The organism is Ruegeria sp. K3, from assembly GCF_056531845.1.
In genome coordinates this window covers 127,334-147,865 of record NZ_JBQFMM010000010.1, presented here as the reverse complement: position 1 = coordinate 147,865, position 20,532 = coordinate 127,334, and the positions used below count along the sequence as shown (strand labels likewise).

Annotated in this window: 22 protein-coding genes, 1 other RNA gene and 1 riboswitch; of the genes, 13 read left to right on the top strand and 10 right to left on the bottom strand. The window is 57.7% G+C overall.

Going from position 1 to position 20,532, the window contains the following annotated elements; translation table 11 throughout:
• Window positions 1-32: 32 nt before the first annotated feature.
• Window positions 33-542: a c-type cytochrome gene (locus ACR0MP_RS17510; protein ID WP_170398660.1), complete on the bottom strand. Its 510-nt coding sequence runs from the start codon at window positions 540-542 to the stop codon at window positions 33-35.
• 121 nt (window positions 543-663) lie between these two features.
• Between ACR0MP_RS17510 and ACR0MP_RS17505 the strand changes: the two genes are divergently transcribed.
• Entirely contained in the window at window positions 664-1,497 is an 834-nt protein-coding gene (locus tag ACR0MP_RS17505; RefSeq protein WP_170398663.1) for a prephenate dehydratase, read from the top strand.
• 116 nt (window positions 1,498-1,613) lie between these two features.
• On the opposite strand, the gene ACR0MP_RS17500 is transcribed toward ACR0MP_RS17505, so the two are convergent.
• Genes ACR0MP_RS17500 through nudC form a run of 3 tightly spaced genes read right to left on the bottom strand, consistent with a single transcriptional unit; the run spans window position 1,614 to window position 3,616 of the window.
• Window positions 1,614-2,111, bottom strand: a complete 498-nt coding sequence (locus tag ACR0MP_RS17500; protein ID WP_170406540.1) for a GNAT family N-acetyltransferase — start codon at window positions 2,109-2,111, stop codon at window positions 1,614-1,616.
• A 14-nt stretch (window positions 2,112-2,125) separates the two neighbouring features.
• On the bottom strand, window positions 2,126-2,593 hold the full coding sequence (locus ACR0MP_RS17495) for an SRPBCC family protein (protein WP_170406543.1): 468 nt from the start codon (window positions 2,591-2,593) through the stop codon (window positions 2,126-2,128).
• A gap of 39 nt (window positions 2,594-2,632) precedes the next feature.
• A complete protein-coding gene (nudC, locus tag ACR0MP_RS17490) occupies window positions 2,633-3,616 on the bottom strand; it encodes an NAD(+) diphosphatase (protein WP_170406546.1) in 984 nt (327 codons plus the stop codon).
• Between the two features lie 196 nt (window positions 3,617-3,812).
• Between nudC and ACR0MP_RS17485 the strand changes: the two genes are divergently transcribed.
• The 3 genes from ACR0MP_RS17485 (at window position 3,813) to rsgA (ending at window position 7,000) form a co-directional block, all read left to right on the top strand.
• Window positions 3,813-5,675, top strand: a complete 1,863-nt coding sequence (locus ACR0MP_RS17485) for a bifunctional 2',3'-cyclic-nucleotide 2'-phosphodiesterase/3'-nucleotidase (RefSeq protein WP_480887364.1) — start codon at window positions 3,813-3,815, stop codon at window positions 5,673-5,675.
• A 38-nt stretch (window positions 5,676-5,713) separates the two neighbouring features.
• Window positions 5,714-5,812: signal recognition particle sRNA small type (gene ffs / locus ACR0MP_RS17480), an RNA gene on the top strand.
• A 159-nt stretch (window positions 5,813-5,971) separates the two neighbouring features.
• Window positions 5,972-7,000: a ribosome small subunit-dependent GTPase A gene (gene rsgA, locus ACR0MP_RS17475; protein ID WP_480887366.1), complete on the top strand. Its 1,029-nt coding sequence runs from the start codon at window positions 5,972-5,974 to the stop codon at window positions 6,998-7,000.
• 36 nt (window positions 7,001-7,036) lie between these two features.
• Here the strand turns inward: rsgA and ACR0MP_RS17470 are convergent, their stop codons facing one another.
• Complete coding sequence (locus tag ACR0MP_RS17470) at window positions 7,037-7,894, bottom strand: alpha/beta fold hydrolase (RefSeq protein ID WP_170736295.1); 858 nt, start codon at window positions 7,892-7,894, stop codon at window positions 7,037-7,039.
• Window positions 7,895-8,015: 121 nt separating this feature from the next.
• Window positions 8,016-8,236, top strand: a riboswitch (cobalamin riboswitch).
• 91 nt (window positions 8,237-8,327) lie between these two features.
• Here ACR0MP_RS17470 and ACR0MP_RS17465 point away from each other — a divergent pair.
• On the top strand, window positions 8,328-8,735 hold the full coding sequence (locus ACR0MP_RS17465) for a hypothetical protein (RefSeq protein ID WP_170406558.1): 408 nt from the start codon (window positions 8,328-8,330) through the stop codon (window positions 8,733-8,735).
• A 4-nt stretch (window positions 8,736-8,739) separates the two neighbouring features.
• Here ACR0MP_RS17465 and ACR0MP_RS17460 read toward each other — a convergent pair whose 3' ends face one another.
• A complete protein-coding gene (locus tag ACR0MP_RS17460) occupies window positions 8,740-9,240 on the bottom strand; it encodes a phosphatase domain-containing protein (RefSeq protein ID WP_170736294.1) in 501 nt (166 codons plus the stop codon).
• A gap of 172 nt (window positions 9,241-9,412) precedes the next feature.
• On the opposite strand from ACR0MP_RS17460, the gene ACR0MP_RS17455 reads away from it, so the two are divergent.
• Window positions 9,413-11,173: a DNA polymerase III subunit gamma/tau gene (locus ACR0MP_RS17455; protein ID WP_170736290.1), complete on the top strand. Its 1,761-nt coding sequence runs from the start codon at window positions 9,413-9,415 to the stop codon at window positions 11,171-11,173.
• A 20-nt stretch (window positions 11,174-11,193) separates the two neighbouring features.
• Here ACR0MP_RS17455 and ACR0MP_RS17450 read toward each other — a convergent pair whose 3' ends face one another.
• Complete coding sequence (locus ACR0MP_RS17450; protein WP_170736288.1) at window positions 11,194-11,340, bottom strand: hypothetical protein; 147 nt, start codon at window positions 11,338-11,340, stop codon at window positions 11,194-11,196.
• A gap of 68 nt (window positions 11,341-11,408) precedes the next feature.
• Between ACR0MP_RS17450 and ACR0MP_RS17445 the strand changes: the two genes are divergently transcribed.
• The 3 genes from ACR0MP_RS17445 to ACR0MP_RS17435 all read left to right on the top strand — a co-directional run bounded on the left by ACR0MP_RS17445 (window position 11,409) and on the right by ACR0MP_RS17435 (window position 13,537).
• A complete protein-coding gene (locus tag ACR0MP_RS17445; protein ID WP_170398693.1) occupies window positions 11,409-11,753 on the top strand; it encodes a YbaB/EbfC family nucleoid-associated protein in 345 nt (114 codons plus the stop codon).
• Window positions 11,754-11,817: 64 nt separating this feature from the next.
• Window positions 11,818-12,411 (top strand): recombination mediator RecR, encoded by a 594-nt coding sequence (gene recR, locus ACR0MP_RS17440; protein ID WP_170736286.1) that lies wholly within the window; start codon window positions 11,818-11,820, stop codon window positions 12,409-12,411.
• 637 nt (window positions 12,412-13,048) lie between these two features.
• Entirely contained in the window at window positions 13,049-13,537 is a 489-nt protein-coding gene (locus ACR0MP_RS17435; RefSeq protein ID WP_170732496.1) for a hypothetical protein, read from the top strand.
• Here the strand turns inward: ACR0MP_RS17435 and ACR0MP_RS17430 are convergent.
• Window positions 13,534-14,163: a ribonuclease T2 gene (locus tag ACR0MP_RS17430; RefSeq protein WP_170406570.1), complete on the bottom strand. Its 630-nt coding sequence runs from the start codon at window positions 14,161-14,163 to the stop codon at window positions 13,534-13,536. The two genes, ACR0MP_RS17435 and ACR0MP_RS17430, sit on opposite strands and share 4 nt — an antisense overlap.
• 130 nt (window positions 14,164-14,293) lie before the next feature.
• Between ACR0MP_RS17430 and ACR0MP_RS17425 the strand changes: the two genes are divergently transcribed.
• On the top strand, window positions 14,294-15,055 hold the full coding sequence (locus ACR0MP_RS17425) for a DUF1013 domain-containing protein (protein WP_170406573.1): 762 nt from the start codon (window positions 14,294-14,296) through the stop codon (window positions 15,053-15,055).
• A 54-nt stretch (window positions 15,056-15,109) separates the two neighbouring features.
• Window positions 15,110-15,499, top strand: a complete 390-nt coding sequence (locus ACR0MP_RS17420) for a hypothetical protein (protein WP_170398710.1) — start codon at window positions 15,110-15,112, stop codon at window positions 15,497-15,499.
• 42 nt (window positions 15,500-15,541) lie between these two features.
• On the opposite strand, the gene ACR0MP_RS17415 is transcribed toward ACR0MP_RS17420, so the two are convergent.
• Together ACR0MP_RS17415 and ACR0MP_RS17410 are read right to left on the bottom strand one after the other, a co-directional pair.
• Window positions 15,542-16,573 (bottom strand): permease, encoded by a 1,032-nt coding sequence (locus ACR0MP_RS17415; protein ID WP_170406576.1) that lies wholly within the window; start codon window positions 16,571-16,573, stop codon window positions 15,542-15,544.
• On the bottom strand, window positions 16,566-16,874 hold the full coding sequence (locus tag ACR0MP_RS17410) for an ArsR/SmtB family transcription factor (RefSeq protein ID WP_170398716.1): 309 nt from the start codon (window positions 16,872-16,874) through the stop codon (window positions 16,566-16,568). The genes ACR0MP_RS17415 and ACR0MP_RS17410 overlap by 8 nt, the downstream gene beginning before the upstream one ends.
• Before the next feature lie 146 nt (window positions 16,875-17,020).
• On the opposite strand from ACR0MP_RS17410, the gene pdxR reads away from it, so the two are divergent.
• Together pdxR and xsc are read left to right on the top strand one after the other, a co-directional pair.
• Window positions 17,021-18,481: a MocR-like pyridoxine biosynthesis transcription factor PdxR gene (pdxR, locus tag ACR0MP_RS17405; protein WP_170398719.1), complete on the top strand. Its 1,461-nt coding sequence runs from the start codon at window positions 17,021-17,023 to the stop codon at window positions 18,479-18,481.
• Between the two features lie 124 nt (window positions 18,482-18,605).
• Window positions 18,606-20,381: a sulfoacetaldehyde acetyltransferase gene (xsc, locus tag ACR0MP_RS17400; protein WP_170514751.1), complete on the top strand. Its 1,776-nt coding sequence runs from the start codon at window positions 18,606-18,608 to the stop codon at window positions 20,379-20,381.
• Window positions 20,382-20,532 lie beyond the last annotated feature (151 nt).

The following is a 20,532-nucleotide window of genomic DNA, read 5'->3' as shown; positions in this document are numbered from 1 at the left end:
CGGCTTTAAATCCTGCAAATCTGATCAACAGATCAGTTGCCGATGGTCTGCAGATACGCAATCAGATCGGCGCGTTCTTGTGGTTTTTTCAGGCCAGCAAAGCTCATCGAAGTGCCCGAGATATAGGCGCTTGGGCGTTCTAGGAACGCGTCCAGGGCTTCGGGTGTCCAGTTGCCACCATGCGCCTGCATCGAGGCCGAATAACCGGTAAAGCCTTTAGCTGAGGCAACCGGGCGATCTACGACACCATAAAGGTAAGGACCTGTACCATTGGCGCCGTCTTCCAGTTTGTGGCAAGCGGTGCACTTGCGGAATACGCGCGCGCCTTTTTCCGGATCGGCTGCAGCCAACATATCTTCAAAGACTACTTCTTCGCCGTCCGCGCTTTCGCCCGAGCTTTCGGTTTCGATAATGTAAGCAGCTTCGGCAAGATGGCTGTCAGAGCTATAGAGGACATCCGCCCCCCATTTTGCCAGAAGCAACACCAGGAAGGTGCCAAACAAGCCGGCTGCGGCTTTGGTAACTGTCATCGTGTCGAACATTTTGATCGCGTGTCCATTTCAGCTGTCTGCGGGGTGTCTAAGGCTTCCCCTGAGAAGACGCAAGGTATAGACACCGCGACTAAACGCCCAATTCAAGAACTTGTTGCACGGAAACGACCAAATGACCAATCGCATAGCATTTCAGGGAGAACCCGGCGCATACAGTCACGAAGCCTGCCGGAACGCGCGACCGGATATGGACGCCCTGCCCTGCCGCACTTTCGAAGATGTGATCGAATCAGTGCGCTCAGGTGAGGCTGATCTGGCCATGCTACCGGTGGAAAATACCACCTATGGTCGTGTGGCCGATATTCACCGCCTGCTTCCGCATAGCGGGCTGCACATCATCGACGAAGCATTTGTGCGCGTGCACATCAACCTGTTGGGCGTACCGGGCGCGACTCTGGAGGATATCACTGAGGCGCATTCCCACCTCGTCTTGCTACCACAATGCGCAGGTTTCCTGAAGCAACACGGAATTCGTGGCAGGGTCAGCCCGGATAATGCTCGTGCCGCACGCGAGGTCGCCGAGATCGGCGACAAACACTCCGCAGCGTTAGCCAGTGAGCTGGCAGGTGAGATTTACGGCCTCAACGTTTTGGCCCGTCACATTGAGGATCAGGGCGACAACACGACCCGTTTTCTGGTGATGTCTCGTGAGGCCGATGAATCGCGCCGTGGTGATCACGGCATGATCACAAGTTTTGTCTTTCAGGTGCGTAACATCCCGGCAGCGCTGTACAAAGCGATGGGCGGATTTGCCACCAACGGAATCAACATGACCAAGCTGGAAAGCTATATGGTCGACGGGTCCTTCACCGCGACCCAGTTCTATGCCGATATCGTGGGTCATCCAGGCGATCGAAATGTGCAACTGGCGATGGATGAGCTTGAGCATTTTACCACCAACGTAGAGGTCCTCGGCGTTTATCCGGCGGCGCAACCTCGTGGTTAGTGCAGGCAATCGGCTCGCCCCTTCAAAGGAACGGCCTAGATAGGCGGGGCAGCTACGCTTGCAGCTTAGAACGGTAGCTAGAGTCCTTCGGTGCGACATCCTGAAAGTGCGGCGGACTACGGGTTGGTCACTCCGGTCCCCATGCGAAAGACCTTGCATATCGCGCCATCCATCTGCCGGTACTCTCTGAATCCCATCGCCTCATAATAGCCAAGGCCGTCGGAATTATTGGCCCCGATCGTAGCATCGATAGCGGGCAATCCCTGCTGCCTAGCGGCTTGAAGAGAACGTTTGAACAACGCCCGACCGATACCACATCGCGCAGCGGACGGTTTGATATGCGTCCCAATGATGCCCCACCCGACCGCAACGCCATACGGGTTGTTTCGGGTGGCAAGCTTCAACGACTGGAAACCCAGTATCTGTCCGTCCGGCGCAACGGCAAGGCTACACTGAATCCGCTCAGGGTCGCAGATGTAATGCGTCAGTGCAAAGGCGCTGTCGGCGGGCTTGGTCCGCTTTCCAGCCGCTACAAGCGCTGTTAGCACACCGGACAAGCCATCCGCATCGGCTTCGACAGCGTCGCGTATGATCGGTCTCGTTAAAGTACTCATCTACTTCTCGGTTGTCAGACACCATGGAGGTGTCGTTCCTCCATATCGCGCGCGAATTCGCTGAGACGGGTCTGGAACTGCCGCCTGAATCGGGATTGCCCTAACTTCAGGGATTGAAGCAATAGGCGGGCGGGCAGCGTTTTCGCACCCAGCGATGTTTCAACGCGCAGCCGTGTCCGACGTTGGGAAAGCGCCAAAAGCTCGATCACCGTGTCGCCGTTCATTCCCTTGCTGCTGGACTGGAACCGCATCAAGGACGGGCGGTCGCATTCAGTCATCTCGATAATGATATGACGTGGCTTGCCACGTATCTTGAATTCGGTCTCCCAGGTTATTCCGGCCTGCGGCACAACCGACCCCGTGACCCGACGCACATCGACCCCGCGCCGCAAGGCTTTGCGTTCGAAGCGTTCAAAATCCGAGACCATGTTGAAGACCGTCTCGATTGGTACATCGATATCTTCCTGCGCTGAAAACTGCATGATTGCTTTTCTCTGCCCTAGATTGGGTTCAGTTTCTCGTCAGTCCAACGTGTCTGCAAGCCAGTGTTGCAACAAAAAGTGCGCAATCGCACCTTTTCGGGCAGGCAACAGCTTAGGGTGATCCCCAGCGAAGGCCTGCATCATCTCGGTCCGTGTGACCCAGATCGCATCCTCGATCTCGACCGGATCGATCTGGATATCGCGCGATAACGCCTCGCCTGCGCATCCAAACATCAGGGATGCGGGAAAGGGCCAGGGTTGGCTTGCGAGATAGCTCACCGCACCCACGGGCACGCCCGCCTCTTCCATCACTTCGCGCCGCACAGCGGCTTCCAGCGTTTCACCGGGCTCAACAAAACCAGCCAAAAGCGAATACATGCCTTCAGGCCAGCCCGGAGAGCGCCCCATCAGCACCGAATTGCCATGGGTAATCAACATGATGACCACAGGATCGGTGCGCGGGAAATGCTGGCCGCCGCAGGCCGGGCAACTGCGCTGCCATCCACCCTGAGACATCTCGCTGCGGGCACCACATCGGGCACAGAATTGATGCGTTTCGTGCCAGCCGATCACCGCCTTGGCGGTTGCCGCAATCTCTGCGTCTCGTGGGTTGAGGCGTGTCATGATGCGGCGCAGCTCGGCAAAGACACACCCCTCGGGCAGATCAGGGTGCTGCTGTTCGCTGCGGTCGACAAAATCTCCGACACCGGATAAATCCAGCCCTTCAGCCGCCCAGCCCGAGATGTCCATGGCAAAAAGCGGCGATCCATCCTCGGATTTTCCAAGGAAAATCGGTTGCTCGATCACACCGCCCGCTCCCTGTTCGAGAATCTTGTGCGTCATCGGAAGCCGGACGAGCCGGTCCAGTGCCTCACCCTCAACCAACAGTTTGCCGCGCCACAGCAACACACATGTTGCCAAAGGGTCACGATAAACCTGTGCCAGTTTGTCCGCGTCGCCGCGCAGCAAACCCGCCCGATCCAGTGCCGAGCCGCCAAATGTCACCTGTTCTGCGCGTTTCATGCCTGCCGTTCCTGACTGCCGCGCAAAGGGCTGCCACGTCTTACCTGATCGTGCAACGGGTATCGACCAAACATTTTTCGACCCTGCCGCGGAATGACCGCAGCATCGCCCCGGAAATTGCATTAAATCGACCTCATGGTGGAAACGTTGACACACTGACAGCTAGAAGTTGAAGATATTGAAATCAAAGCATTTAATGCGACAACGAAGAGATGCGGATGATAGCGCACGGATTCGAATCCTTGCAACATCCGATCTACACATGCACCTGACGTCATATGATTACTATTCGGATCGCCCCGAACCTGTGATTGGTTTGACCCGTACCGCCAGCCTGATTCACGATGCGCGCAGACAGGCTGAACGCGACGACGCCCTTGTGCTGTTGTTTGACAATGGTGATAGCCTGCAGGGAACGCCATTTGGCAAATGGGCAGCTGAAAACGTGCCAGACGCCCATCCCCTGCCACGCGCGTTCAACACGTTGAACTATGACGCGATCGGATTGGGTAATCACGATTTCGGATTTGGGCTGGAACTCGTCAATCGCATCGCTCGCCAAACCGCCTGCCCAATGATTTGCAGCAATATGCAAACCACTCAGACCGAACAAGGTTGGGATGCACACACGATTCTGCATCGGGTTGTCAGACTAAATGGACAGGACACCGCAATCCGCATCGGGGTTCTTTCTGTTTTGCCCTCTCAAACCGCACAGTGGGAAGCACATCTGCTAACGGACCGGGTCGTGGTAACAGACATTCTGGCCGCTGCGCGGCGCGCTGCTGAAGATCTCAGCGTGCAAGGTTGCGACCTGATTGTCGCCCTTGCGCATACCGGACTGGGATCGGCAATGGCCGAGCCGGATATGGAAAACGCGATCATCCCGCTGGCCGAGATGCCGCTGATTGATGCCGTCGTCGCAGGCCACACCCATCTGACACTGCCCGGAAAGGCGCATGATGGTTATCCATTCGTCGACAGTACGCGGGGGCTTGTCCATGGAACGCCGGTTGTCATGCAGGGTTGGGCCGGGTCTCATCTTGGGATCATTGATCTGACACTGCAAAAAGATACCACCGGCGATTGGCGCATTACAGGCAGCCATGTCGAAGCACGGGCAATCGCTCAATCGGGTACAGAAATACCCGAATGCCAAAGGATCACAGAGCTGTTTGCGACCGGCCACGCTGCGACGCGCAAAAGGGTGACCAGGCCAGTGGGCACAATCCCACACACGCTGCACAGCTACTTCTCATATTGCGTACCGGATCGCGGTCTGGCCTTGGTTGCGGCGGCTCAGGCCGCTGCCCTACGCCCGCATTTGGTCGATACCGACTGGGCAGATTTGCCTATCATATCGTCAGCCGCCCCGGCAAAGTTCGGCGGGCGCGCAGGAAGCAAGTACTACACTGATATCCCCTCAGGCGAGATTTCAGTTCGACATATCGCCGATCTCAGTGTCTTTCCTAATGAATTGCGCGCGATGCTGGCCTCAGGTTCTCAGATTCGGGACTGGCTTGAGATGTCAGCCGGGCTGTTCCATCAACTTGGATCAGACGCCCCGATCGATCTTGCCGATCCTCAGCGCACGGGCTTCAATTTCGATGTCCTGCATGGCGTCACCTACCAGATCGATCTTTCGCAACCGGCGCGGTTCGATACGCTCGGTCGAGTGATTGATCCGGCATTTTCCCGCATACGCAACCTGGAATTCGATGGGCAGCCGATTGCGCCTAACCAGAGTTTCCTTGTCGCCACCAATAACTACCGCGCCAATGGCGGCGGTCATTTTCCAATTGCGCGACAAGCCCGTATGATTGACCTGCCTCAGATCAGCATACAGGATATTCTATGCAAATACGTCGCCGGGACACTGCCCGCCGACCCACTTGCGCATGCACCGCGCTCTTTTTCTTTTGTGCCAAACCAAAGGCAGGGCGCGATCCTGACAACGGGGCCGCGCGCGCTACACCATGTTGCAGAGCTTGCTGAGTATCATCCACGCATTCTGCCCGACGATGCGGATGGTTTCATGCGTATTCATCTGACCTTCTGACGGGTTGCCATTTTCAGGGGATGCACCTATATCGGCTTTGAGAGGTTGGCGCGGGCGAGCGCCTCGCCAACCTGGTCAGGTCCGGAAGGAAGCAGCCACAACGAGCCCCGCTTGGGTCGATGTCCAACCTCTCACTTAGAACCTATCAGCCGCAGGAGGGCGTTTATGATTGTAGCAAAAACCCTTCGGGCAGACCGGTTCTGATCCTTTCCGATCAACTGATTGCCTGAACACGTCGCCGGCGGATGCGCGATTGCCATTCGACTGGATTGCTGTTTCTGATCACAGGCAGACCAATGTTACTTTCCTTATCGGACCTCGGATGGTCCTCTCATTTCGCGGCTCAGCATACGGCTGATCCGTCACTTCTTCCGTATCGCATCTCGGCCGTACACCGGGATCGACTGATCGGGCTGCGCCCTGAAGGTGAATCGCCTTTGTTATCTCTGGATCAATCAACCGGCGCATATGCCGTTGGGGATTGGGTTCTGGCGGATGAAAACAAACGCATACGCCGAGTGATGGACCGGCGCAGCCTGCTGCAGCGCCGGGCCGCAGGTACAGGGGCAGCGGCGCAGCTGATTGCTGCAAATGTTGATGTGCTGTTCATCGTCAGTTCCTGCAACGCCGATTTCAATATGCCACGATTGGAGCGGTATCTTGCGCTGGCGCATCAGGCAGGCTGCTATCCGGTGGTCGTTCTGACCAAATCGGACATGTGCGATGATCCGAGCCTTTATGTAGATCAAGCCCAATCGCTCGCCCCGTTTCTGACGGTACTTGCGGTCAACGCGCTGGATCACGGCGATCTCGAACAAGTTCTGTCGTGGTGTCCGAAAGGACAAACCAGCGCCTTGCTTGGATCATCCGGCGTTGGGAAAACGACGCTCGCCAACGGGATGACGGGGCAGGATCAGGCCACCGCAGGTATTCGCGAAGACGATGCGCGCGGCAGGCACACAACAACTGCACGCGCCTTGCATCGCATGCGCAATGGCGGCTGGCTGATCGATACGCCCGGCATGCGCGCGTTGCGTCTGCTGGATGCGCAGGAGGGGTTGGATGAGGTATTTTCGGACATCTCAGACCTCAGCCTGGATTGCCGCTTCTCGGATTGTCAGCACGAGTCTGAGCCCGGATGTGCGGTGCAGGCGGCAATCGACGCTGGTACGCTTGATCCCGCGCGGCTGGACCGCTGGCGCAAGCTGCGGCGCGAAGACCAACACAATTCCGCTTCGGTGGCGCAGGCCCGCGCCCGTGACAAGGCTTTCGGCAAGATGGTGCGCAGCGTGATGCACGAGAAAAAATCCCGTAAAGGGCTATAACGAAGCTGGGCACCGACCTACCGGTGCCCAGCGCTATCAGGCGATCAGCCTAGGCCAGACTGCCGCATTCCGTCTTGCGAATGCACCGATATGGCCGATCTTGGACACTCCGAATTCGCTTGGTGCAAGCAGATGGCGCCCGGCTTTGGGTCCATAGAGATCGGCAAGACGCCAGACAGCATCCGGCGGCACCATTTCATCATCTGCGAAGGTAAACAGATCGACACGTTTGCCCAAGTCTTTCCAGCGGGCGGCGGGCAGTGTCGTGCCGATCTCTGGCACATAGCTTTTGGGGGCGGTGCACCATTTGCGCCATTGCCAATAGACTTGGGCAGGCAGGTCCGATCCAAACCCGACCAACCGCCCGGGCAGGTAGCCAAGCGCCTTGACCACCAGCGGCGCGTGACCATACCAGAACAACGCCGCCAAAGCGCGATAAGGCCAAGGGTGATCCGCCAGCGTTACCAGACCCGAACAGACACAGATCATCCTGTCAATCTGATCGATATCGGGTTGGATCGGGCCAAACATTCCGCCCAAGGAATGACCGATGCTCCATAGCTTGGCCTGCGGAAACCGTCGGCGCATCTCGGCCCGGGCGGCTGGAATGTCGATCAACGCCCAATCGGCCATGGTGACATTTGACCGCTTTTGCGAACCCACCAAAGAGTGACCAAAATCCCGGTAGTCATAGGTCAGGCAGGCCATGCCCTGTTCTTCGGCAAGCCATCGGGCGAAGTACTGATAGTAATCCCTCGGCACCCCAGTCGCACCGTTTATGACGACCACCTTTTCGGGGTCGGCAACCGGACGGTAAAGCCGCGCCGACAACATTGCCGGGTCGGACGGGATCTGAAAATCCTCGGTCACAACCGCCAGCTGCGTGTCCAACATGGTGCCCTCCAATACCGACTGAACTGATCAGTTCACCCGAAGCGCCTCAAGTCAAGGTTGACGTAGCTGGACCGTACGTCACTTGCCTGACGCAATCTTCTTGACTCGGGCACGGCGCAGCCGCTAGCCATGGCGCGATGGTTCTCGCGCCCAATCGGGCCGGGATGAAAAGGGAACACGGTGCGGTTCTGCCCGGATAAATCCGGAAAGAACCTAGTCCGAGACTGCCCCCGCAACTGTAAGCGGAGAGCAATGCCGAGATACCACTGGCCTTGAAGGCTGGGAAGGTCGGCAAAGCGATGACCCGCAAGTCAGGAGACCTGCCATCGGATGTAGAACCGAAACTCGGGCGGGGTGTCCGGGACGGGTTTGATCGTGCTCCGCAACGACCAACCTGTGCCACGCCCTCGCCTTGCGCGCGGAGGGCGCATTGATGATCTGGAAGACCAAAACACACGAATTCACGGCGACCGTGTGCCAACGTACTGGCGCACCCTGCCCCGCATTGGCGCAGATGGCGCGGGCTCTGACGCAGGCCATGTCGTCTGCACAGCCGATCACAAAACCTGAGTTCGAAATTGAAGGCAGCATAGACCTGTCGCACTGCCCAGAGGGGTGTACCGCCCGCTTTCGCGCCCAATGTGATCAGATCCGCGTATTCTGCGGCGCCGATCCTGAAACTGCGATCGACCGGCTTGATGACTACGCTGACATGATGTTCGGGACCGAGTTCAGCAGCCTGCCCTCTGACCTGCTGAGGAACCATCCGTGCGCCATGCTTGAGGCTTCGCTTCTGGTACCACATACCGGTGGCGAAATCTCGCCACATGTTGGTGTCTAGGCCGTCAAACGGCTTGAACACGGGCCGGTTCAACGGCCCAAAGCATCTGGGCATTTGTCTCGACTGCGCAAGGACGCACCGTACGCAATCGCTTCAATGCCGCCTCAGGCCGTTCACCGCATTCAACCATCAGACGCAGAACCACCATCCCGGATCGGCCACAGCCACCACGGCAATGCACTAGCACACGGCCACCACCTGACAACGCCTGACGGGCAGTCGCGCCAACGCGGGGCCAGCGCTCCACAATCTCCTTGGGTGGCGTGCCAAAATCTTCGATCGGCAAATGCACCCATCTGCTGGCACGCCCCTGAATATCAGCGCCAAAATTCCGCGCACCATCCTGAATCATCTCAACCTCAGTCGTCATCGAGATCACAAGCCCGGGCTTCCAGTCTGCGATAAGATCAAGGTCTTCTGCATACGTTCCTCCACGCCCAGGCATCGAGGACAAGGCCAAGGTGCCTCCGCCGACCTGCAACGCATAAACCACCAGTTGCGACATAATCTCCCCCCAAACAAACTTCACCCAACAACATACTGGTCCAGTAAATAGAATAGAGTGGATTTTAGCCGCATACCCACGCATTCCAAAATGAAAATCGTCCCGGCTGGCTGTGGACGCGGGCGGCGGGGGCCTCTACGCTGCGGCGTAACGCGAATCCGACAGAGCAGACATGACCGAGACGCCCAGCCCCGCCTACCAGGTTCTTGCCCGCAAATACCGCCCCGAAACCTTTGCCGATCTGGTCGGTCAGGACGCCATGGTGCGCACTCTAAAAAACGCCTTCGAGGCGGACCGGATCGCGCAGGCCTTCATCATGACCGGCATCCGCGGTACCGGCAAGACGACGACCGCTCGGATCATAGCCAAGGGTATGAACTGCATCGGTCCCGATGGCAGCGGCGGCCCTACCACCGAACCCTGCGGTCAATGTGAACACTGCGTAGCCATCATGGAGGGCCGCCATGTCGATGTGATGGAGATGGACGCCGCCAGCCGCACCGGTGTCAATGACATCCGCGAGATCATCGACAGCGTACGCTATCGCGCTGCATCCGCGCGCTACAAGATCTATATCATCGACGAGGTTCACATGCTATCGACCAGCGCTTTCAACGCGCTGCTCAAGACGCTGGAAGAACCCCCCGAACACGTGAAGTTCATCTTTGCCACCACCGAGATTCGCAAGGTCCCGGTGACCGTCCTGTCCCGTTGCCAGCGCTTTGATCTGCGCCGGATCGAGCCGGAGGATATGATCGGACTGCTGCGCAAGATTGCAGATGCCGAAGGGGCACAGATTGCCGAGGATGCGTTGTCGCTGATCACCCGGGCCGCCGAGGGATCGGCGCGGGATGCGACCTCGCTGCTTGATCAGGCGATCTCGCACGGGGCCGGTGAAACCAGCGCGGATCAGGTGCGCGCGATGCTGGGGCTGGCCGATCGGGGCCGGGTGCTGGATCTGATGGATATGATCCTGCGCGGCGATGCTGCAGGCGCGTTGACCGAGCTGAGCGGGCAATATGCCGAAGGGGCTGATCCACTCGCCGTCTTACGCGATCTGGCTGAAATCACGCATTGGGTTTCGGTGGTCAAGATCACACCGGATGCCGCCGAAGATCCCACCGTTTCCCCCGACGAACGCGCCCGAGGTCAACAAATGGCCGAGGCTCTGCCCATGCGAGTCCTTACACGCATGTGGCAAATGCTGCTGAAAGCGCTCGAGGAAGTTTCCGCCGCACCCAACGCAATGATGGCTGCGGAAATGGCCGTGATCCGCCTGACCCATGTGGCCGACTTGCCTAGCCCGGAGGAGCTGATCAAGCGTCTGCAGGATTCACCCCCGCTGCCCAATGGTGGCCCCGACAAGGGAATCGGTGCGCCGGGACATGCTCCTGCCGCGCCGCAGGCTGCGGCCCGACCGGCCTATGCCACATCGGGAATCGGCGGCAACGCCGGCGGGCCAACGGCCGCGCCAGCCCAAGATGTGCAGGCAGCGCTGGCACGCTATCCAACATTTGAACATGTGGTCGAACTGATCCGAGCCAACCGGGACGTGAAGTTGTTGGTCGAGGTCGAAAACGGCGTGCGTCTGGTATCCTACCAACCGGGCAGGATCGAGTTTGCCCCAACCGACAACGCCCCGATCGACCTGTCACAACGATTGGGCGCGTCGCTGCAGCGTTGGACAGGCAACCGGTGGGCCGTTTCTATTGTCGCTGAGGGCAACGCACCGACCATTGCCGAGGTACGGGACGCTGCAGACTTGGCCCTGAAAGCCGAGGCTGAACAGCATCCTCTGGTGCAAGCAGTGCTGACTCATTTCCCGAAAGCGCGGATCAAGAGCATCGAAACCGCAAAACAACGCGCCGCTCAAGTCGAAACCGAAGCCCTGCCCGAGGTCGAAGACGAATGGGACCCGTTTGAAGAGGACTGACTTTCGAGCATAAGCGCACCTCAACCAAATGCTCCCGCACCCGCCACGGGCCATCGGCTGGCGCCGATACCCCTGAGCGGCTTTGTGCCCGGCAGCGCGCCTTGCTCGCCACCCGGCCCAACGGGAGGAAAGGTCTTGCCAAAGACCTTGACGACGGTCGGGAGCATCCTGACCTCTTGTGCCGCGCGGTTACGCTTCGTATCTAGGCCACAAATCGAGTGACAGGAGATTACCGATGCTAAAAGGTTTAGGCGGCCTGGGTGACATGGCCAAGATGATGAAATCCGCGCAGGATCTGCAGACCAAGATGACAGACATGCAGGAAGAGCTGAACACCATCATGGTTGTCGGCGAATCCGGTGCCGGGCTGGTCAAGGCCACCGCAACTGCCAAGGGCGAGTTGAAGGGTCTGGACATCGACCCGTCGATCTTTAACGGTGACGATAAGGAAGTAGTCGAAGACCTCATCCTCGCCGCGATCAAGGACGCCCAAACCAAGGCGCAGGAACGTTCGCAGGCAGAAATGGCCAAGCTGACCGAAAGCATGGGCCTGCCCGCAGACATCAAGCTGCCGTTCTGATACACCCTCCTGACGGATCTATGGCCGGGGCGTGTTTCCCTGGCCCAATTGCGAGGGTCTCACGGTGAGTTCGAACAGTGACATCGACAATCTGATCGACCTGATGGCCAAGCTGCCCGGTCTCGGCCCCCGCTCGGCCCGCCGCGCAGTCCTGCACCTGATCCGCAAACGCGCCCTGCTGCTGACGCCGCTTTCTGACGCCATGCAGCAGGTAGCCGTAACTGCCCGTGAATGCCTGAACTGCGGCAATGTGGGCACCACTGATATCTGCGACATCTGCAATGATGAGGCCCGCGCAACCGGAGAACTGTGCGTAGTCGAAGACGTCGCAGATCTTTGGGCGATGGAGCGCGCCGGGGTCTTCAAGGGCCGCTATCACGTTTTGGGCGGCACGTTGTCGGCTTTGGACGGAGTCGGCCCGGATGAATTGCGCATCCCCCGGTTGAAGGACCGGGTTGTGGCCGAAAGTACTACCGAGATCATCCTCGCCCTGAACGCCACCGTCGATGGTCAGACCACCGCCCACTACATCGCGGATCAGTTGGAGGGGCAGGTGCGCCTGACCTCGCTGGCACAAGGTGTGCCGATTGGGGGCGAGTTGGACTATCTGGATGATGGGACGATTACGGCAGCGCTTAGGGCGAGGAAGGAATTATAGTCTTTTTCGCTTCAAAGATGAAATTTGTAACAACTAAGATGCAGAAACTCAAACCAGCCGTGCGTTCGCAGATCTTGGCACTAGGTGCTGTAGTGTTTTGCTGTCTCGCAAGCGCGGCGAGTCCAGAACATCTTAGACTAGCTGTGATCTCAAACATGGACGATCAGACACTTGATGGGTTTTACAATAGAATTGCCGCAGAAAACCCGGTCGTCGACCCCTTTGCTCGTCCAAGTGGAATCGATGATACAGACATACTTGTCATTCTGTTAGAAAACTGGGCGGACGTTGAAATTCTTCCAATGGTGGTCCCCTGGACCCATTATTTGCGAATATCGGAAAGAACCGTCCAGATACTGTAAGATTCGAAGCATCGGCCAAGAGCTCTAGTGGCACCGAATTGAGGATTGTTGCGTACGCTCTTGCGAGCACAAACTACAAATCGTTGGCGTGTTACGCTGAAGATATTGCTGCAGTACTTCGCAAAAACTTCGACGTTTTAAACTCAGACGACTGCCAGTAGTTTGAAAGCTACTTTGTTTTCAACGATGGGGCGTCATTACACGTTTATCATATTGATTGACCCTACTACGTTAGTAGGCATCAAACTCGCCACATGATGTTGGGAAACCATACTATGAGCCGCCTTCTCGCCCTCACCCTAGCCACCTTCACTGCCACCGCCGCACTGTCCCAAGAACTCATCGACAAAGGTTTTGTCGAAGGCTGGAACATCATGATGGACCCCAATCTTGGCAATGGGTGCCTGATACAAACCGTGTATCAGGACCTCTCGGTGGTGCGGCTAGGCTATGACGCGTTGGATAATCGCGGGTATTTCACCGTTTACAACAAGGCTTGGGGCGACATTAAACCGGGGGAACAATATCCAATCCGGTTTGAGCTGGACGGCAAGAGCTTTGATGCCACCGCCATCGGGTTCAAGCAGGATCGCGTGCCCGGCGCGACGGTGTTCTTTACGGACCGGAGTTTCGTCACCTCGATTGCGCAGAACAAGACCATGACCGTCTACAATCCAGAAGGTCAGACCGTCATGGCGATTGATCTGAAAGGCACCGCCAAAGCGCTGGATTATGCGCGCGACTGCCAGAACAAAAAGCTCTAACGAATCGGATCAAACACTGCGTCTTTGGCGGTGCAATCACGGATCACGTCGCGGCCACAGGGCACCGGGTCAAGATCGCGGGACAAGCACAGGCGGACTTCTTCGATATAGCCTTGCTTACAGGTGATGGTGATCATGTCAGGCTCGAGCGTGGGATTGGCCTTGAGAAAGGCCTCTTCCACCACCGAAGCGGGCAGTTTGACCGTCGCGTCCAGCTTGCGGAACACTTCGGGGCGCGCAACACCTGCATAAGCCTGCCGCGACAGGGCGAAATAGTCGGGTGCACTGAGGCCCGAACAGGTGCCGTGCTTTTTCCATTGATGCCAGGCCAACCCGGATGAGCCCTGAATATCCTCCATTTCCCGCGTCATGCGGCGTGTGGGTGGCGCTTCGGACGTGCGACAGTACGAAGGCCAACCCTGATGGAATTGCGGCCAGAGACCATGCAATATCCATCCGTGATCGTGTCGTGCGTTGCACTGATCCGATCCGCGCGCATCGCCCTCGCGGGCGCACCAATTGGGCGACCAGCTGAGCGACAGAACGTAGTAGTCAAAATCGCCCGCCTTTTCGCCCTCGGCCATCGCAGCCATGGCACTTAGCACCCACAAAATCGCCCAGCGCATTCGCCTCTTCCCTTCTTTAGCTGTCGCGACTATATAGGCCCCAAGTTCCCCGACAACGGAAACCTGCCCCATAGCTTCGGGGCCGCCGAATTCCGGCGACGGGACAGATGTATTTATAGGAGACGGGCTGATGGCAAAACCGCTTATGGCCAAGGCAACCGCCGTATGGCTGGTGGACAACACCACGATCAGCTTCAAGCAGATCGCGGATTTCGTAGGCATGCACGAGCTGGAAGTGCAGGGTATTGCGGATGGTGATGTGGCTGCAGGTGTCAAAGGGTTTGACCCGATAGCCAACAACCAGCTGACTCAGGAAGAAATTGACACCGCGCAAAACAACCCGCTGCACAAGCTGAAGCTGAAATTCAATCCGGCGGCATCAGGCGAAGAGAAACGCCGTGGTCCGCGCTACACCCCGCTGTCCAAGCGTCAGGACCGTCCGAACTCGATCCTGTGGCTGGTCAAGTTCCACCCGGAACTCAGCGACGGCCAGATTGCCAAGCTGGTCGGCACCACCAAGCCGACCATCCAGTCGATCCGCGAGCGGACGCACTGGAACATCTCGAACATGCAGCCGATCGATCCGGTTGCCCTGGGTCTGTGCAAACAATCCGAACTGGATGCCATCGTGCAAAAGGCTGCGGCCAAGAAAGCAGCTGAAGGTGGCGTGATGAGCGATGATGAGCGTCGCAAACTGGTGTCGACCGAACAGTCGCTTGAGATGGATTCAGCGCCCAAGATCCCGACCGCGATCGAAGGTCTCGAGACATTCTCGTTGTCCGAGGACACCAACGAGAAGGAAGAAGAAGAGCCCATCGTCGATGCGGATAGCTTCTTCAACCTGCCCAAGGGTGGTGGTGATGAAGAAGACGAAGACGATCTGCGCCCCTGAGATGCGCATGGTCCCGGCCTCGAATAGCCGGGACCCGATTTTTTGGGTGATTTGATGCTAAAGGTTCTATCCTTATTCTTCGACGCGCATCGTGCCGTTTCAATCTATGTGTTCCTGAAATCCTGGTGGTTGGCCATTACAGGTGCCGTAGTGATGATTGCAATAGTCGCTGGCTTGCTATTGCTGAATGACGACGGCAAGCACGAGCACGAGGCGTTTCTCACCGTCGCGGTTTTGTCGGCGACACCGATCAATGGCGATCTCAAGAACGGGGTCATTGCTTCGGTGCGCTTGCCGGATGGCTCGGCAGCATCAATCACCTCGACCGAAGGGCCGATTGCTCAGACAGTTGGAACCCAAGCCTGTATCGAGAAACGGGTTTTCGTTGAAAGTGGAGAGCCAAGGTATCGGTTCAAACTGCCACGATATTGCGAAGCTAGCTAGAAAAGGAAAACCGCCCGGTGGCTCAACCGAGCGGTTTTTTGTTCAGATCATCTGAAACAGGATGCCTGCTACGATAGCGCCGCTGATGCCCAATCCCAGATAGGTGGCAAAGACGCGCGGTTTCACCAGTGACCACACGGCCGCCATCGCAGGTATCGAACTGACGGCGCCGGCCACCATGAACGACATCGCAGCACCCGCACTCATACCCTGCTCCATCAGACCCGCAAGAAGCGGTGGTGCGACGTAAGAGTTCAGATAGGCAGGCATTCCGACCAAGGCTGCGATGACGATTGGTACAACACCCTCACCACCAACAACGCGGGCGATCAGGTCTGCCGGAACATAGCTGACCAGCAATGCTTCGAGCACGTAGGCAAATGCCAGCCATTTGAGCAAGAACAGACCGTTATGAACGAACTCAACCCGAAAGCGCGTCCGACGGTCAGGGTCTTGCCAGAACTTCCAGACGGGTTTGTCATCTTGCTTTGGTCCGCAACCGCAGCAACCAGCGGGTTTGTATTCACGCAACGGCTGCGCAAAGGCACCTCCCTGCATCAGGGTGCGCACGGCAAACCCGCCGAACAAACCCAACGCGACAGCGGCAACCGCTTTACCAATTGCAAACGGCCAACCCAGCGCACCCGCAGTAATCAGCAACGTCGGGGGGTCGATCAACGGTGAACTGAGCCAGAATGCCATCACGGCCGACAATGGCGCACCCAGAGCCAGCAAGCCTGCGATGAATGGGATCACTTCGCAGGAACAAAATGGGGCCAGCCCGCCAAACAACGCGGCCAGAAAGATCATCCGTGTCTCGCGACCCTCAAATGCACGGGCGACCATCACTTCGGCCCCGGTTGCCTTCAGGTATGATAGCAGCAGAACAGCAAACAGGATGTACTGGCCCGTATGCGCAAGCGCTTTGGCTGCAAAACTCACGACCTCGGTCCAGTTGCCCGGATCAAGAATGGCCACCAGCGCCAGTATGACCACGATCAGAGCCCAGGGCGTTTTGATCAGGTCGATCAGGTTTCTGGCAAGTGGCTTGGGGTTTTGGGTCAGTTCAGCCATCGTTTGCGGCCTTTCCGATTTCGTCTGCGCAGCATTCACTTAGGATGAACTGCGCCAGGTTTCTCAATTCGTCAAAGCACGCGCGGTTGATCGTGCTACGCCCGATCTTCTCTTGCTCAACTACTCCGCCAGCAGCCAGAAACCGCAGATGATGCGCCAGAGTCGAGGGCGCGATTCCTGTCCTCGTTTGAATTTCTCCAACGGTCAGGCCTGCTTCCCCAGCACGAACCAAGGTCTTAAGAACCTTCAATCGGGCTTCCGAGCCCATGGCAGAGAAACCTGCGGCAGCTTCTTCCCACATCCTTTATCTCCATTAAACTAGATTTATGGTTATTTAGTTTAATTCGTATCCTGCGTCAACCACACGTGTGCGTAAAACTCTCCACATGGTTCGCAGGGCCATAAGTCCAGATTGCCACCGCCTTAGGTCCAACCTATAACGATGCAATGGGTATTTCGGTCGACACATTCTTTTTGGAACGCAATGGGCAAGGCACCTTACAGGCGCAGCTGCAACAGCTGATTGCCGAAGGCATTCTGTCAGGACGCTTCCACGTCGGGGAAAAGCTGCCCTCGTCCCGTAAACTTGCTGCCCATTTGGGTGTCAGCCGGATTACGGTCACGCTTGCCTATACTGAACTGCTGGCCAATGATTACCTGACCGCCAAAGGCCGGTCGGGATACTATGTTTCAGAAAATGCGCCAGTGCCGCCGACCTACACGCCAGTGCGGCGCGACACCGAAGTGGTTGACTGGGATCAGGCGTTTGCCCGCCGTTTCTCGGGCGGTGATGTGCTGACAAAACCCAGCAACTGGCGTGACTACCGCTATCCCTTCATTTATGGCCAAGTCGACAGAAAGCTGTTCGATCATGCAAACTGGCGTCTCTGCGCAGTTCGGGCGTTGGGACATAAGGACTTTGATTCTTTGACCGGAGACTATGTCGATCAGGATGACCCGCTGCTGCTTGAATTCATCGCCCGGCATACTCTTCCCCGCCGCGGAATTGTAGCCCGGCCCGAAGAAATCTTGATCACCCTGGGCGCTCAGAACGCCCTTTGGCTGGCGTCTCGCATATTGCTGAACCGGAACCGTAGGGCAGCGATCGAGGACCCCTGCTATTACGCCCTGCGCGATCTTCTGATTCACTCGGAATGCAAGCTGTCTTATCTGAAGGTCGACCGGGACGGGTTGCCCCCGGAAACGATCCCAGATGATACCGACGTCATATTCACCACCCCCAGCCACCAGAGCCCGACAACCGCGACCATGCCGGTGGACCGCCGACATGCACTGCTGCGTCGTGCCCGCGAATTGGATGCCATGATCGTCGAGGATGACTATGAATTTGAAATGTCATTTCTCGGGGCCCCGTCACCGGCGCTCAGGTCAATGGATCGCGATGGGCGGGTGATCTACGTGGGCAGCTTTTCCAAGTCGCTGTTTCCGGGGCTTCGATTGGGCTACATGGTCGGGTCCGAACCCTTTATCCGTGAAGCGCGCGCCCTGCGATCTCTGGTCTTGCGTCACCCTCCTGGCCACATGCAGCGAACTGCAGCCTACTTCCTATCGCTCGGCCACTATGATGCTCAGATCCGGCGCATGTCTAAAACGCTGCAACGCCGTCGCGAAGCGATTGAGGAGGCGATTGGACAATATGGTCTGACTGTTGCTGGGCGCGGGATGCTGGGCGGATCATCGATCTGGATGCAAGCGCCGCTGCATGTAGACACCAGCAAACTGGCCCGAGACCTGCAGCGCCAAAGCGTCCATATCGAACCGGGTGAGGCATTTTTTTCAAGCCAGAACAGGCCAAAGAACTTTTATCGGCTGGGCTACTCTTCAATCTCGTCGGATCGTATCGAACCGGGAATCCAACAGATTGCTGAAGCGATCCGGCGTTCTTAAGCACTCTGGACTTAAACCGCTACCGGTTCTGGCCCTAACGCCACAGACACCCGTACGCCAAAACCGATCAGAAAACTGGGTGCAAAACCCCCGTTCCATCCTTCTATGATCGGAGATTACGCAGATGAAGATGACCACCGAAGAAGCCTTTGTAAAAACCCTGCAGATGCATGGCATCGAACATGCGTTCGGTATCATCGGCTCGGCCATGATGCCGATCTCCGACATCTTTGGCAAAGCAGGCATCACTTTCTGGGATTGTGCCCACGAAGGGTCCGGCGGCATGATGGCCGACGGCTATACCCGCGCAACCGGCAAGATGTCGATGATGATCGCCCAGAACGGCCCCGGCATCACCAACTTTGTGACCGCCGTCAAAACTGCCTATTGGAACCACACTCCGCTGCTGCTGGTCACTCCGCAGGCCGCAAACAAGACCATGGGTCAAGGTGGTTTCCAGGAAATGGAGCAGATGCGCATGTTCGCAGACTGCGTTTGCTACCAGGAAGAGGTGCGTGACCCCAGCCGTATGGCAGAGGTTCTGAGCCGGGTGATCATGAACGCCAAGCGCGCCTCGGCACCTGCGCAGATCAACGTTCCGCGCGACTTCTTCACTCAGGTGATCGACATCGAGCTGCCTGCTGTTGTTGAGTTTGAACTGCCTTCGGGTGGTGCAACGGCCGTGTCCGAAGCTGCAGCTCTGCTGTCGAACGCAAAGAACCCCGTTATCCTGAACGGTGCAGGCACCGTTCTGTCGAAAGGCGGCATCGAAGCGTCGAAAGCACTGGCCGAGCGTCTGGACGCTCCGGTCTGCGTTGGCTACCAGCACAATGACGCTTTCCCCGGCTCGCACCCACTGTTCGCTGGCCCACTGGGCTACAACGGCTCAAAAGCCGGTATGCAGCTGATCAAGGAAGCAGACGTTGTTCTATGCCTCGGCACCCGCCTGAACCCCTTCTCGACCCTGCCGGGTTACGGAATGGAGTACTGGCCTGCAGATGCAAAGATCATTCAGGTCGACATCAACCCCGACCGCATCGGCCTGACCAAGAAGGTCTCGGTTGGTATCGTGGGCGATGCGGCGACCGTTGCCACCAGCATCCTGAACCAACTGTCCGACACAGCCGGTGACGAAGGCCGCGACGCGCGCAAGGCTAAGATCGCCGAAACCAAATCGCGTTGGGCGCAAGAGCTGACCTCGATGGACCACGAGCAGGACGATCCGGGCACCACGTGGAACGAACGCGCGCGCGCTGCCAAGCCGGACTGGCTGAGCCCGCGCAAAGCATGGCGCGCGATCCAGTCCGCGCTGCCGAAAGAGGCGATCATCTCGTCCGACATCGGCAACAACTGCGCCATCGGCAACGCCTATCCTTCGTTTGAAGAAGGCCGCAAGTATCTGGCCCCCGGCCTGTTCGGCCCCTGTGGCTATGGCCTGCCTTCGGTCATTGGCGCGAAGATCGGCTGCCCGGATGTACCAGTTGTCGGCTTCTCTGGCGACGGTGCCTTTGGCATTGCAGTCACTGAACTGACCGCCATCGGTCGCGAAGAATGGCCAGCCATCACTCAGGTTGTGTTCCGCAACTACCAGTGGGGTGCGGAAAAGCGCAACTCGACCCTGTGGTTCGATGACAACTTCGTCGGCACCGAGTTGGACACAAAAGTGTCCTATGCCGGCATCGCCAACGCCTGTGGCCTGAAAGGCGTCATCGCACGCACTCAGGATGAGCTGACTGCGGCGCTGAGCCAGGCGATCGAGGATCAGAAGAACGGCATCACCACCCTGATCGAAGCAATGATCAACCAGGAACTGGGTGAACCCTTCCGTCGCGACGCGATGAAGAAGCCGGTTGAGGTTGCAGGTATCGACGCAAGCGACATGCGTCTGCAGCAGGTTTGATTGCTGTCAAAAACATAAGTCGGACCGGGTTCAACCGGTCCCCTTAAAAAAAGCAGAGGAAGGGGGTGCCTGCACTCTCTTCCTCTATATGGTTGAGCCCGGTGTGCTTACGCTCCAGTGTGTTCAACACGTACAGGTACCAAGGCGATCC